The 14199-nt window shown below is 61.9% G+C and carries 13 protein-coding genes; 6 read left to right on the top strand and 7 right to left on the bottom strand.

The window, feature by feature from the left end:
- The first annotated feature begins 2 nt into the window (after window positions 1–2).
- Window positions 3–818, top strand: a complete 816-nt coding sequence (locus PLJ71_13790; GenBank protein ID HQM49755.1) for a glutaminyl-peptide cyclotransferase — start codon at window positions 3–5, stop codon at window positions 816–818.
- Window positions 819–928: 110 nt separating this feature from the next.
- Here the strand turns inward: PLJ71_13790 and PLJ71_13785 are convergent, their stop codons facing one another.
- The 3 genes from PLJ71_13785 to PLJ71_13775 form a co-directional block, all read right to left on the bottom strand.
- On the bottom strand, window positions 929–1141 hold the full coding sequence (locus PLJ71_13785; protein ID HQM49754.1) for a DUF4177 domain-containing protein: 213 nt from the start codon (window positions 1139–1141) through the stop codon (window positions 929–931).
- A gap of 43 nt (window positions 1142–1184) precedes the next feature.
- Window positions 1185–1565, bottom strand: coding sequence for a CoA-binding protein (locus PLJ71_13780; protein HQM49753.1), 381 nt, complete (start codon window positions 1563–1565; stop codon window positions 1185–1187).
- A 74-nt stretch (window positions 1566–1639) separates the two neighbouring features.
- Complete coding sequence (locus tag PLJ71_13775) at window positions 1640–2467, bottom strand: hypothetical protein (GenBank protein HQM49752.1); 828 nt, start codon at window positions 2465–2467, stop codon at window positions 1640–1642.
- Window positions 2468–2691: 224 nt separating this feature from the next.
- Here PLJ71_13775 and ilvD point away from each other — a divergent pair, with 224 nt between their 5' ends.
- From ilvD to PLJ71_13755, 4 genes are all read left to right on the top strand, one after another.
- A complete protein-coding gene (ilvD, locus tag PLJ71_13770) occupies window positions 2692–4362 on the top strand; it encodes a dihydroxy-acid dehydratase (protein HQM49751.1) in 1671 nt (556 codons plus the stop codon).
- A 176-nt stretch (window positions 4363–4538) separates the two neighbouring features.
- Complete coding sequence (locus tag PLJ71_13765; GenBank protein HQM49750.1) at window positions 4539–5537, top strand: NAD-dependent epimerase/dehydratase family protein; 999 nt, start codon at window positions 4539–4541, stop codon at window positions 5535–5537.
- 54 nt (window positions 5538–5591) lie between these two features.
- Entirely contained in the window at window positions 5592–6965 is a 1374-nt protein-coding gene (locus PLJ71_13760; protein HQM49749.1) for a BNR repeat-containing protein, read from the top strand.
- A 5-nt stretch (window positions 6966–6970) separates the two neighbouring features.
- The gene (locus PLJ71_13755; GenBank protein HQM49748.1) at window positions 6971–7951 is read left to right on the top strand and encodes an NAD(P)H-dependent glycerol-3-phosphate dehydrogenase; all 981 of its coding nucleotides are present in this window, start codon (window positions 6971–6973) and stop codon (window positions 7949–7951) included.
- A 51-nt stretch (window positions 7952–8002) separates the two neighbouring features.
- Here PLJ71_13755 and PLJ71_13750 read toward each other — a convergent pair whose 3' ends face one another.
- From PLJ71_13750 to PLJ71_13740, 3 genes are all read right to left on the bottom strand, one after another.
- Window positions 8003–9595 (bottom strand): FAD-dependent oxidoreductase, encoded by a 1593-nt coding sequence (locus tag PLJ71_13750; protein ID HQM49747.1) that lies wholly within the window; start codon window positions 9593–9595, stop codon window positions 8003–8005.
- A gap of 110 nt (window positions 9596–9705) precedes the next feature.
- Complete coding sequence (locus PLJ71_13745; GenBank protein ID HQM49746.1) at window positions 9706–10521, bottom strand: sugar phosphate isomerase/epimerase family protein; 816 nt, start codon at window positions 10519–10521, stop codon at window positions 9706–9708.
- Window positions 10522–10749: 228 nt separating this feature from the next.
- Window positions 10750–11145, bottom strand: coding sequence for an ATP synthase subunit I (locus tag PLJ71_13740; GenBank protein ID HQM49745.1), 396 nt, complete (start codon window positions 11143–11145; stop codon window positions 10750–10752).
- Window positions 11146–11467: 322 nt separating this feature from the next.
- Between PLJ71_13740 and PLJ71_13735 the strand changes: the two genes are divergently transcribed.
- Entirely contained in the window at window positions 11468–13012 is a 1545-nt protein-coding gene (locus PLJ71_13735) for a sulfatase-like hydrolase/transferase (protein HQM49744.1), read from the top strand.
- A 38-nt stretch (window positions 13013–13050) separates the two neighbouring features.
- Here the strand turns inward: PLJ71_13735 and PLJ71_13730 are convergent.
- The coding region (locus tag PLJ71_13730; protein HQM49743.1) for a hypothetical protein at window positions 13051–14199 on the bottom strand (1149 nt) is incomplete at its 5' end.

Raw genomic sequence — 14199 nt, 5'->3', positions numbered from 1 at the left:
CGATGAGCCGACACGCCCATAATCCACGCCCATATATCCTGGCGTTCGCCGTCCTCTGCTGCATCCCCCTATCCTGTGTGAAAATGCCCGGCGACCCCAGCGACGACGCGGACCAGGGCATTCTTACCTACACCTATCGCGTAGTCAACGCATTTCCGCACGATCCCAAGGCATTCACCCAGGGGCTCGCCTTTGAAAACGGGTTCTTCTACGAAGGAACCGGACTCCGGGGAGAATCCTCGCTGCGCGAGGTTGTCGCCGAGACCGGCGCCGTAGCGCGGATGGTCCCGCTCGAGAGCACGTATTTCGGCGAGGGGGTCGCCATTGTTGGCGACCGCATTATCCAACTGACGTGGCGCAGCCATCTCGGCTTCGTCTACGAAAAGAGCACCTTCAAACGCACCGGACAGTTTACCTATCCTACCGAAGGCTGGGGGCTGGCATACGACGGAGACCGGCTCATCATGAGCGACGGAAGCTCCTATCTGTATTTCCTGGACCCTGCTACCTTCGAACGGACGGGCCAGGTGCAGGTGACCGGGCCCGATGGGCCTATCGCCCGGCTTAATGAACTCGAGTACATCAACGGCGACCTCTACGCGAACATCTGGCGGACGGACCGCATCGCGCGAATCGAGCCCGCCACGGGCAAGTTGCTCGCCTGGCTCGAGCTCGAGGGCATCCTCGCCCCCGAAGACCGGACCGGCGACGAAGATGTCCTCAACGGTATCGCCTACGACCCCGCGACCGAGCATCTATTTGTCACGGGCAAGCTGTGGCCCAAGGTTTTCGAGATCGAACTGGTAGCAACCCAGTGACTGGCCGGCTCCGGCCTGTTTCACGCCTTCGGAGCGGGCTGGCGTGTTTCGTGCCGCTGGCGCGCGCCCGCCCCGGCCCGTCAGGGTTTGAGAGCCATTCAGAAAGCCGGTCAGCGGCTGAAGGCGGTTTCCACCGGGCGCTCAAAGATGAGTTCGTAATACGTGGATACCCCATAGACACCAAGACTCGGCGCGAAGACGGTCACGAGCCGCCAGCCTTCGCGGGCATGGCGATGCACCGTCTCCCGGTACTCTTGTTCGGCATGATTGCGGAAAATGCCTACTTTGATCCGCACAAATCTGTATTCAAAGCGCTGTTGCATGGATGCGCCTCCCTTTCCTCTGACTACAATCCAGGGCGGAGGCCTATTCGTCGGGATACATGTCCGGCCGGAGACCGATATTGACGATGCTGCAGGCACGGATCGGGCTGAGCCCCAGTTCGCGGGCACGCTGCTCCAACGCCTCGTCTTCGGAACCCGGATTCAGAAAGAACTCGCCGGGCTGTTTCGCCGCGATGGCCTCGAGCATCGGCGTCCCGACCCTGGCGGGCACGTACATCGAAACGCGGTCGACCGGACCGGGCACATCACCGATTGACGCATAGCACTTCAGCCCCTCGACCTCGTCCAGTTTCGGGTTGACGGGATAAACGGTCCAGCCGCCGTCTCTAAACGCCCGGACCGCTTTGTTGCCGTACTTTTTCCGGTCGCGTGACGCGCCAACAATGGCAATGGTCTTGCTCATGAGATCCTCTCCTGTTGCCGAACCTTCGGGGCTTCGCGGAAAAGAATGCCTTGCCGCATCAGGACGGCCAGCGATCAGAAATAACGTTTCACACCCAGGGTATATGCCGGACCCTCGAAATCCCAAGCCCGGTCCAGAAAGAAGTTGTATCCGGCGTTGAAGGTCACGTGGGTGCGGCCGGTGATGGGCGCATCCAGACCTACGTTCGCGCCAACGCTCGACACCAGCCAGCCATCGTCCAATTTCAGGCTCACGATATTGTCAAAGGGTTTGAAGCCCACCTTCGCCTTGACTTCATAGGTGGCATAGGTACAGGTATAGCGGAGGCCGACGACGGGTTTGACCCCCCGGAAACGGTCCGTCCACGTCTCGTATTTTTTCTGTTCGACCTGTCCCAGGGGCAGGTAATCGAGGCCAAGACCGGCATACGCGGCCCCGCGCTTGATCTCGAAATCGGTATGAAGCGGAAACAACAGAATGCTCGGATCGGTAGCCTTGGTCCGGACCTTCCCCGACGAATACCCGCATTGAAAGAATACCGTCCAGCGGGGCGACACCACGCGGCCTATACCCACATGCAGCGGCCAGATCAAGTAGTCATCACGCAGATCGCCCACGGTATAAACATCTTCAAACGATGGCGCGAAGAACCGCATCGCCGGGTTAAAGAACCTGTCAATGAGTTCCTCGCTCTCAAGGCGCGGATACGTGTTTACCCCTGCAATCAGAAAGAACCATTTGGCCTGTTCTGCCTCTTCGGATGCACGGTTCTCCATGTTCGCGGAATGGTCGGTGAGAACAGGCGGCTTGTCGCAAACCGTGCCGTTCTCGAGCCCGCCGGCCTGGGCCAGCGCCGACGTGCCCAACACAATCGCTCCCATCACGGACGCATATACTCTCATTGCCTTATCATGTCCGTTCGGGTCCCATCCTCCGGCTGTTTCCGCCAAAGCGGCAGCGTTAAACCGTGACGGCCCTTCCATGCCCTCGCCTACAATATCTGAAACGCGCGTTGCGGTTCCGCCGTTTACAGCATGAGACCGCAATTGGCACGTCCCGTCGAACAAGGGTATACTATACTTCCATCGGAGATCACCGAAACTCAACCAAGAGGACCTGTTTTGTCATGAGAAGCGATGTTGTCAAGAAAGGTTTTGAACGCGCCCCCCACCGTTCGCTCCTCTGGGCGACCGGCCAGATTAGATCCCGCGAGGATTTCGACAAACCCTTTATTGCCATTTGTAACAGTTTCACCGAGATCGTTCCAGGACATGTCCACCTGGATCAACTCAGCAAGCTCGCCAAGGAAGCCGTGCGCGAGGCCGGGGGCGTCCCCTTCGAATTCAACACCATCGGCGTCGACGACGGCATCGCCATGGGACACACGGGCATGAAGTACAGCCTTCCGTCGCGCGAACTCATCGCGGACTGCGTCGAGAGCATGGTGCGCGCGCATATGTTCGACGGGATGCTCTGCATTCCCAACTGCGACAAGATTGTGCCCGGCATGCTGATGGCGTGCATCCGCTGTAATATTCCCACGATCTTTGTCTCGGGCGGCCCCATGGCTACGGGGCGCGCACGCGACGGCCGGGCCATCGACCTGATCACCGTGTTCGAGGGCGTTGGCGCCTATAAGCAGGGCACGTTGAACGACGAGGACTTATTCGACCTCGAACGCAATGCCTGCCCCGGATGCGGCTCGTGCTCGGGCATGTTCACCGCCAACTCGATGAACTGCCTCTGCGAAGCCCTCGGGATGGCCCTCCCCGGCAACGGGTCCTATCTGGCCATATCGCCCGAACGCCGGGAACTCGTGCGGGCAGCCGGGCGCCAGATCGTCCAGCTCGTCAAGGCCGACCTCAAGCCGCGCGATATCATCACCCCGAAATCCATCGATAACGCCTTCGCACTGGACATGGCCATGGGCGGCTCGACCAACACCGTGCTCCACACGCTTGCCATCGCGAGCGAGGGGGGTATCGAGTATCCCCTTCAACGGTTGAACGAGGTCTCGGCCCGCGTGCCGAATATCTGCAAGGTCTCGCCATCGAGCACGGTACACATGGATGACGTGGACCGCGCCGGGGGTGTTTCGGCCATTCTCGCCGAATTGGCGAAGAAGGACGGCATTCTGCATCTCGATTGCCCCACCGTCACCCAGAAGACTCTCGGCGAAAACATCGCGGGCGCGGTGTCGAAAGATCCGGAGATCATCCGCAGTCTGAACAACGCTTACTCCCAGACGGGCGGCCTGGCGATACTGTTCGGCAACATCGCCCCGGAAGGCGCCGTGATCAAAGCGGCCGGCGTTGACCCGGACATCCTCCAGCATACCGGCACGGCCATCTGCTTCGAGAGTGAGGAAGAAGCCATGGCCGGCATCCTCGGCGGGAAGGTCAAAGAAGGGCATGTCGTGGTCATCCGGTACGAGGGCCCCAAGGGCGGACCAGGCATGAAAGAAATGTTGTCGCCCACCTCGGCCATCATGGGTATGGGCCTCGGCAGCAAAGTCAGCCTCATTACCGATGGCCGTTTCTCGGGCGGCACGCGCGGCAATTGCATCGGCCATGTGAGCCCCGAAGCGGCCGCGGGCGGCCCCATCGCCTTGATTCAGAACGGCGATACCATCGAAATCGACATCCCCGCACGCACCCTCAACGTCAAACTGAGCCAGAAAGAACTGGATACGCGCCGCAAGACCCTGGGACCGCCCCCCGACCGCAAGTTGACCGGTTGGCTCAAGCGCTACCAGCGCGTGGTCACCAGCGCCAACACGGGCGCCGTGTTACAGTAAAGACCTCACGACACCTATCGCGCCCGGCGCGCTCCACGGCAAGCGCCGGGCGCTGGCCTTGACCCTCGAGCTGTGAAGAGTCCGCCGGTATCAGGACGGGCGCCAGGATATGGTGGCGCATTCGGCCTCTGGTTGTGTATGCTCTCTACAGGCTAACGCTGGAGGAGAGCAACACCGTGTCAGGCCGGAACGATGCTCGCTTCGCGGACAAACGCGTGCTGGTGCTGGGCGGACTGGGGTTCATCGGAAGCAACCTGGCTATTCGGTGCCATGAACTCGGCGCCTTGGTAACCGTCTACGACTCGCTGACGGCGTATGGCGGGGGAAACGTCGCAAACCTCAACGGCTACCGGGCATCGATCAGGGTCATCATCAATGATATCCGCGATTACAGTCTCCTCAATCCGGTAATCGCCGAACAAGACATTATCTTCAACTGCGCGGGCCACACGTCTCGTGCCTATTCGATTCGCGACCCCTTCCTGGACATCGCCGTCAACTGCAAGGGCGCGATGAACGTGCTGGAATCCGTGCGGCAGGACAATCCTGGCGCGCGCATCGTGTACCTGGGGACGAGCACCCAGTGCGGACCCATGCTTCTGAACCCCATCGATGAACTGCACCCCGAGTTCCCCCTCGACATTTACTCCGCGAACAAGAGTGTGGCTGAGAAGTACCATCTCATCTACCACCACATACATGGGCTCTACACCGTCGTGGTGCGGCTGGCGAACATTTTTGGGCCGCGGGCGCAGATCAAGAGCAGCGACGGCGGGGTGCTCAATTTCTTTATCGGACTCGGACTTCAGGGGAAACCGCTGACGATCTATGGCGAAGGCGCGCAGAGGCGCAATGTTCTGTATGTGGACGATTGCGTCGACGCCCTTCTCGAGGCGGTATGCAGCGATGGCTGCCTGGGCGAAGTGCTCTTCGCCGCCGGAGAGAACGAATATTCCATCGCCGAACTTGCCGAGATGGTCTGCGGCGCCTTTAGCGGCTCCAAGCTGGAACACGTCCCGTGGCCGGAATCCTGGGCCGGCCTCGATGTAGGCAGCGTCGCCATCTCGAACGACAAGATCAAACAGTATCTCGATTGGCGGCCAAAGACGGACATCATGACCGGCCTCGAGCATACCCGCGCCTTTTTCGAGAGCCGCCTTGAATCCTACCTCTGAAACACTCCATTATCCCCATCGCCGCTTTCAACAGATACGAAAATGAGGGCGATTATGCCGGAAGCAAGTGTCCTATTCCGTGTGATATGCGTGGCGGCTGCCGTGCTCCTGTCAGGGATGGCGCCGGAGGCCGCATCGGAATTGTACGGCGTGAAGGAGGTCGTGGATGTGGCCCCCGTATGGTCGGCCCACCCCGTAGGGTTCTGTCTGCTCACTCATGGCGATCAGCAATATGTGGCCTTCTACGACGCGGACCGGCGGATGACCGTGGCCCAGCGAACACTGGACACCACCGAGTGGACCATGGTACGCCTCCCCGAACAAGTGAAGTGGGACAGCCATAATTCGGTCACCATGGCGCTCGACGCGGCAGGCTGCATCCATCTCTCCGGAAACATGCACTGCGCGCCGCTGGTGTATTTCAAAACACGCGAACCAGGAAACATCAGCACCTTCGAGCGTGTCGCGTCGCTTGTCGGCGAGTTCGAGGACAAGTGCACCTATCCCGCATTCGTGACCGGCCCCAAGGGCGAGCTCATCTTCGAATACCGGCACGGGTCAAGTGGCAACGGAATAAACCTCTTCAACGTCTACGACCCCCAAACGCAATCGTGGCGGCGGCTGGCCGATGGCCCATTGCTCGATGGCAAAGGCGAGATGAACGCGTACCCCATCGGTCCCCAGCTCGGCCCGGACGGGTGGTATCACATGGTCTGGGTGTGGCGCGACACGCCGGATTGCGCCACGAACCACGATCTCTCGTACGCACGCAGCAAAGACCTCGTGTTCTGGGAGACCAGCCGGGGCGAACCATTGACGCTGCCCATCACCATCGACAACTGCGAAATCGTCGACCCCGTTCCTCCGGGCGGCGGCATCATCAACGGCAACACCCAAATCGGGTTCGACATGCAGAACCGGGTCATCCTCAGCTACCACAAATTCGACGAAGCCGGAAACACACAGATCTACAATGCGCGCCTGGAAGACGGCGCATGGAAGATATACCAGGCTTCGGACTGGACAAAGCGGTGGGAATTCAGCGGCAACGGCGCCATTCAATTTGACGTGCGCCTCAGCGGCGTGTCCGTGGTGAACGGCAGCCTGGTCCAATCGTTCAGCTCTCCCGAAAGCGGCGGGACCTGGGAACTGGACCCAGCAACCCTCAAGCCGGCAGGAAAAGCCCGCCGTGGACCCGCCAGGTCCGTTGTCGGCCCTGAGAAAGATCGGCAACCCGAAAGCGATTTCCCCGGAATGCGCGTGCAGTGGCGCGGCGATGCCTGCAAACAATCCGATGAAACGGACTGGTATGTGCTGCGGTGGGAGACATTGGGGCCTAATCGCGACCAGCCGCGCGAAGAACCGTGGCCGGCCCCCAGCATGTTGCGGGTCTACAAGATGGGCCTCTCCGTTCAAACAGGAGACTGACCGCTATGTATCTTCAAGTCTTGGGCTCGGGAAGCTGGGGCCTCGCTCTGGCGCGCCTCCTCGCGATCAACGGCCACCGCGTGCGCCTCTGGGCGCGCGAAGAAGACGGACCCGACATGCTCCGCGACGAGCGGCGCAGTCCCCACTATCTCCCCGGCGTCACGCTTCCCGGCCAGATAGACGTCTCCCGCGAAACCGACCCCACTGCCGAAGCCGTGGTCCTTGCCGTGCCGTCTCACGCCATGCGGGCGGTAGTCAAAGCGCACCCGTTTTCCTCCAATGCCATCCGCATCAACGTCGCCAAAGGTATCGAGAATGATACGTTGCTTCGTATGGACGAGGTGATCCGCGACGTGAGCGGACCGTCCCCCGTGGTCACACTCTCGGGGCCGAGCCACGCCGAGGAAGTCGCCCAGGACCTGCCGGCGTCGCTCGTCGTCGCGGGCGATGACGCCGGCGTGTGCAAGAAAGTTCAGCAGGCATTCATGTCGGATGTGTTTCGCGTGTACACAAGCTCCGACATCATCGGAGTCCAACTTGGGGGGGCGCTGAAGAACGTAATCGCACTTGCCGCCGGCGTGTGCGACGGGTTTCAGCTGGGTGATAACGCGAAAGCTGCCCTGCTCACCCGCGGACTCGCCGAGATCACGCGGCTGGGCGTCGCCATGGGCGCCGAACCTCTGACATTTGCGGGACTCAGCGGCATGGGCGATCTCATCGTGACCTGCACGAGTCGCCACTCGCGCAACCGCGGCCTTGGCGAGCGCATTGCCAGAGGAGAGGCCCCAGACGATTTCGAGAAAACCTCGCACATGATCGCCGAGGGCGTCCGCACAACCAAATCAGCTGTCGCGCTGGCCCGCAGATTCAACGTCGAAATGCCTATCACGGAGCAGGTCTACCGGGTGCTCTTCGAAGGCGCCGACCCGAGCCAGTCCATCGCCGCCCTCATGCAGCGCGGCCCCAAACCCGAGCTGAGGGACTGACCCGGCGCGGCTGACGCGAGGGCGCGAGCCGGGTCTGGCCCGGGCGTTCCCCTACTCTCCCAATTCGAGCACCTGGCCGTCTTGGAGCAGCCGTGCGCGAAGTCTGCCGTAATCGATTGCCTGGACGCCGCAGCCGCCGTCAATGGCCTGGACGGCGGCGGTGGCGGCGCTCTGCCCGAGGATCATGAACACGGGCTCCATGCGGATCGAGCCGTAGGCGATGTGCGACGACGAAACGCATACCGGCACAAGCAGGTTGGTGCATTCGGCCTGCTTAGGCACGATGGCCCCGTACGAAATCGGGTATGGTCCGCCGGGACCAATCTGGACGTCGCCCTCGTTGAGCACATAGTCTTGCCCGTTCGCGACCTTCACCACGTAGCGCTGTACGTGGTGCGAATCCATGTTGTACGAACCCATGCCGATGGGCATCGGCGTCGGCTGGGTGCGCCGGAGATGCAGTTCCGTCATCACGAAATCGCTCACCATCCGCCGGGCTTCGCGCACGTAGATCTGGTGAGGCCAGTAGCCGTTATCGAGAAACTCATCCTTCGCCAGCCCATATTGTTTCATCTCGTTCTGTATCGCCGGCGGCACGCGCGGATCGTTGGACAAGAACCACATCAGGCCTTTCTGGTACATCTCGTGTTCGCGCACGATCTCAGCGCGCCGTTCGTAGCTGGCCTCGGGGTACTCGTAGTTCATGCCGATGTTGTCGGTCGAAAATCCGCCGTGGTTATTGGTATCGGTCTTGGCGTTCGGGATGGGGTCGAACTTACGGAACACCTTGTCCCATCCCGTGGCGAGGTTGCGCGCTAACAGCTCGTACTGCATCGCGTCGTATCCCTCAGGTTTGGAAAAGGCGGCGCGGTTCTCGGGAACCTTGGTCAGGCACATGCGGAAACAATAGGCCTGTACGCGGCGGTCGCCCGAGCCTTCTTCGCCGGGGCCCCCGTCGTGTACCCGCGGCACAAGACCGCTCGACGGCTCGCCCGGCACGAGATACGGCGACACGGGGCTCTCGAACTGGTGGTATGTCGCGTTCTGGGTCTGAACGCCGTTCAGGGTCTCGCCGTACACGCTGTTGGCTTCGCGGCCGACGGTATAGGTCACGCCCGCCACTGCCATGAGATCGCCCTCGTAGGTCGCGTCAATGAACATTTTCCCGCGAAAAATCCTGCCGCTCAGCATGCGGATGGCCGAAATGCGCCCGCCTTCCTTCGTGACGCCACCGCCGCGGTCCAGCCACTCATTGCGGTACACGGGGATGCCGCATTCCTTCACGAAGCCCTCGTAGATCTGTTCCGCCACGTGAGGCTCGAACACCCACATGGCCTTTTCGCCGGGTTGATGCGCGCCGCGCCGCAACGCGGTGTATTGCTCGTGGGTCTGGTACTTCCATGCGCTGTCGTCGCGGTAGTGAGCCGCCACGCGCTCATAGAACTCAAGCGCGATGCCGCCGATGACTTCCTTGCGTCCGGTATCCGCCCAGCCCAGACCGCTCGACGACAAGCCGCCGAGATGTATGTCGGGACCCGCGATGATGGCCGTCTTCCCCATGCGCACGGCCTGCACGGCGGCCGCAACGCCTCCCGAAGTGCCGCCGTAAACGATGACATCGGCTTCGTGCTGTTCCTCCCCCATCGCGGCGTATCCTCCCAGGCATGATGCCAGAAACGTAAGTGCTGCCGTTGCCAAACTCGTCCCTCGTGTCATATTCGCCTTGTGCCTCCACACCGCGCCCAAACGCACGATTACCCGTTGGTCCAGTTTCGTATCACTGCAAAACCGCGTTCGGCCGCGGCCATGCGGGCTCTAGCAACCGTAAGTTCCAGCGAGAACGTGTCCACGCTGGAGCTCTCGAGGAATTTCGCGATGATCGCTTCATTAGGGATGATGCCCTCGCCCACATGGCAGCCCGCCACATCGGCCAATACCGGCCGCGTGCTACGGGTCCAATCCTTGATATGCACGTAGACCGTGCGGTCCGCCAGTTTCTCGAAGGCATCGAGGGGGTCCTCGCCGCAGAAATAGAAGTTGCCCGTGTCGAACACGAAGGCCAGACCCGGCACAGCATCGAGAATCTCGAGGCAATGGCCGGAAGCGCACTGCAACGTTGGCGCAACGCCGAAATTCTCGATCGCGAGGGTGATCCCGGCATCCCGGGCGTCGGCCATGCATGCCAACAACGCCTCAGCGACCATTTTCCGGCCATCCTCGGGGACGATGCCGTCCCCGAGCGTGCTGCCCGCCGCCAGAACGAGCCGGGCGCCCATCGACTGGGCAAGCTCGATGCCGTTGAGGAGCGCCTCGACGCCCTTGTCGCGTGTTGCAGGGTTCGCGCTGACAAAAGTGCACATGACATCCAGGCACGTCACTTCGAGAGACGATTCGGCGAGGTTGCTCCGATACGTATGCTGGATCTCGGGCCCTTCCATCAGCCGCGGCGACGTGAGTTCCACTCCGTCGAAACCGATCTCCTGCAACCCGGCCAGCATGGCCACGTCGTCCAGTTTCCCGGACGCCAATTCCTCCCCGAAAGCCATGGTCATGATGCTGATCTTCGCCATATCTCTCCTCGAGCGCGGCCACCGTGGCGCACATCCCGCCGGTTGCGCTACGAGGCATCATATGCTCTCCACGCCCGGATGTCATCTCCGCAAGGAGCAGGGCAAATCTGAACGGACCGCGCGAAGGGCAACCGTAAGCGGCCCGCGGCGAATTGCGAGGCGTCTCCCCCCGCGAAATGTCCTGAGCGCGTGCCCGCTGCGACGAGGTTTGTCAACCGCGCAGCGGTGCTATCTTCTCGGATCGTTTCCTGCCTTCAGGCCGAGCCCCGTCAAGCCCAGGAAAAGGAGCACCCCTTGTATGATGAACAGGCCTGCCGTCGCACCCAGCAATCCCTGCAGGGGATGCGGGTCCAGGCGGGATGCCCATGCCAGGACAACCCCGTAGCAGAGCAGGCGCAGGGCCGTCCACGCATACGTGGCAGCACGCCTCTTCTCATGCGGCAGCATTGCGAGTTTCTCGGTCTGCCGGGCCAGAATCCAGAAAGCCAGGAGCCCCACAATGCCCCCGCCTAACAAGCCTTTGCCCAGCGCGGGAGACACGAAATACCCGCCGGCGGCCGCGACTCCTGTCAACGGGAGTCCTACTCCCACCGCCATCCGGCGAAACCGCCTCAGTGCTTCCACAACGTCTCCTTCGCGAGAAGTCGGCGCCGCCCCCTTACCGGTCGGGCGCGCCCTTTCTCCCGCGGAGGATGATTATATCCTGGACAGCCGCGGGAATGTTCCGCACCACGGGAGAAAGGCCCGCGGTTTTGGGAAGCCGCACGGGTATCTGAGCCGTGAGCCGTTCCCTGCAGCCACCGCCCCCGAAGTAACGCGTCCCAGGGTTTTGCAGCGGCGATTCTCTTGCCTATTGACTTCGCCTCCGTATGTCGCGAAACTGGAGGACGGCCGGGGTGCGCCCCCGGTAGTGGACAGCAACACCGAATCCGCAGGGAGCAGAATGATGACGCACGCATCAGACCAGCAACCGTCCCGGCGCATGTTTCTTGGGCGCCATGTTGCCGCTGCGGCAGCAATGGCGCTCAGCAGAAGGGCTCGCACGCAAACCGCTCCCGCACGCAAACCAAACCTCCTCTTTCTCTGGACGGACGAACAGCGCCCGGACACCATGGCCGCGTACGGCAACCGCGTCATTCACACTCCAACGCTCAACCGTCTGGCGCCAGATTGCGTGGTCTTCCGGAACGCCTATGTCAGCCAACCGGTTTGTACCCCCTCGCGCTCGACCGTGATGACGGGACTGTGGCCCCACATGAACGGCTGCACGGAGAACAATATCGCCCTGCCGCAGGACGTGCCTGCGTTTCCCGAACTCTTGGCGGACCCGGCTTACGCCACGGGCTATTTCGGAAAATGGCACCTCGGCGATGAGGTGTTCGCCCAGCACGGCTTTCAGGAATGGCGCAGCATCGAAGACGGCTATTGGCGCTATTACCGCGAAGAGAGGGATTCGGCGAAAAAGAGCGATTATTGGCATTTCCTGCGCGGGCTCGGGCACGAGCCTTCCGGCGCCCGCGGCGATTTCAGCCGGGGATTCGCGGCCGGCCTGCCGTACGAGCACTCCAAACCGCGATTCCTCGAACTCGAGGCATGCGAGTTCCTGCGGCGCCATCGAGACCAGCCGTTCATGCTCTACGTCAACTTCCTCGAACCCCACATGCCGTTTACGGGACCGTTCAACGATGAGCACTCGCTCGACGAGGTCTATGTGCCCGCGAATTTCGATGACCCTCTCGAAGAAAATGAGTCCGCGCAATATCGCACGCTTCGCGACTATTACCTCGCAAACGGCTGGAACGATATGCCTCTCAAGACCGAGGCCGATTGGCGCCGCCTCATCGCCAATTACTGGGGGCTGGTTTACGAGGTCGACAAGGCCGTCGGCGGGATTCTGCAAACCCTCGAAGACTTGGGGTTAATGGACAACACCGTCATCGTCTACACGAGCGACCACGGCGACATGATGGGCTCCCACCGCCTGCTCGCCAAGACCGTCAGCTACGAGGAGTCCGAGCGGGTGCCGTGGCTCATGCGCATTCCTGGCGTTCCAGGGCGGACAATTGAGGAGCCGGTGAGCCACATCGACCTCGTGCCCACTCTTCTCGACCTCATGGGTTCGAAAGCCGGCGAATCCTTGCCCGGCAAAAGCCTCGTGCCCTGCATCCGCGACCAGCGCAGCCCCGGACCCGTGTTCGTCGAGTGGCACCCGGGCGAAGGCGTCGTTTCGTCGAGGGTCAATCCCGGCGGCGCGGCTCGCGCGGCGGACGCCCCCAAAGGCAACGCGTTCCGCACGGTCGTCACGTCTGATCGCTGGAAACTCACCCTCCACACCCGCGAGCATCATCAGCTCTACGACCTCTCCAGCGACCCCGGTGAAACGAAAAACCTCTTTGGCAAATCCGAACACACGGACAGGGTCCGTGCTATGACCGAGACGCTTCATGCCTGGCAGAAGGAAGTCCGGGACCCGCTTGACATCGGTGTCTGAGCGTCACGCCGGTCCCGTTCCCCCCTGCGGCGGAAACGCTATTCGCTCTGTTGCGGGAGGAGGTTCTCAAACAACTCCCGCAGGGCGGCGGTGATAGTCACGGAAGCGGCCGGTTCGAGATAACTCGAACGGGCGCGCCAGGTCTCGTAACCGCCCAGCTTATGCTGTTCGGGCGTGGGAAGGTACCCGTTGTAGCCGTTTGCCAGCTCGATGGTAAACGCGTCGGCGAAGGGGCTCTCGGCCTTGATCTCGAGCCCGATCTCAGCAAAAGCTTCACAGGGGATGGCCGCAATGCTCAGCTCGCCGACCCGCAGCGCCTGAACAAGCAGCGAGACCTTCTCGGGATACTCGCTCAGCAACACGGTTTCCCGTGCATAGATCTCCGCGAGCGATTTCATCTCGGGACCCTCGGCGGCAGCCACAATCTCTTTCGCACGCGCCACGTCTTCTTCGCTGGGCAGGCGGACGCCGAGTTCCAGTTCTTTTACAGCCGCGCCGAGGGCGGCCCAGTCGCGCCACTCAAGGCTGCTGTAGGCTGCGTGCACGACGTCCGCGGCCGCATGCGCCACGTGCGTCATCTGCTCGCCGGGCTGCCTGCTCTGCCCGGCCTCGCGAAAGTTGATGTTGTTGACGTCCCCGCTGGTGCCGTTGGACATGATACCCACGAAGGGAGGAGTGAGCCGGTCAGCCCCAAGCAGTTCCTGAATACGGTCCGCGAAAACGCCATGATAGTCGGCCGAGACCTGCTCGCCGCCAACACCGCCCACGTAGTGAAGCGAATAGTTGGCAAGCAGGGCAATCGGACGGCCGTCTTTCGATTCAACCGCGATGAACGAAATCTCGGGATCCGTGGGACCTGCAGGGCGGATGAGGTCTTCGCTGGCGCGCGCGGGGTTCATCTTGACCGCGTCGTCGCGGCGCCCGAATGGGTTCTCGGGCATGCTCTCGGGCTTGAGATACCACCGCCGGTTGAATACCTCGCCGGGAAGCTCGCCGCTGCCCCACGCGATGCGGGCGGGTTCGAGGTTGTTGACCGCGCGCCGTACGCCGTCGGCGATCCGCCGCTCGAGAAACGGCAAGTAATCGGTGTTGGGCTCGCTCTGGAAGATCCCTGTCGCGGTCGGGGTGGAATGGCTGTGCGTCGCGGCTATCAGGACATGGTCCGCGGGAATGCCCGTCTCCTGTTC

This window comes from Candidatus Hydrogenedentota bacterium (assembly GCA_035416745.1).
Lineage (GTDB): Bacteria > Hydrogenedentota > Hydrogenedentia > Hydrogenedentales > SLHB01 > UBA2224.
Note: the sequence above shows the minus strand (reverse complement) of the source record. Positions and strands in the feature narration are given on the sequence as shown.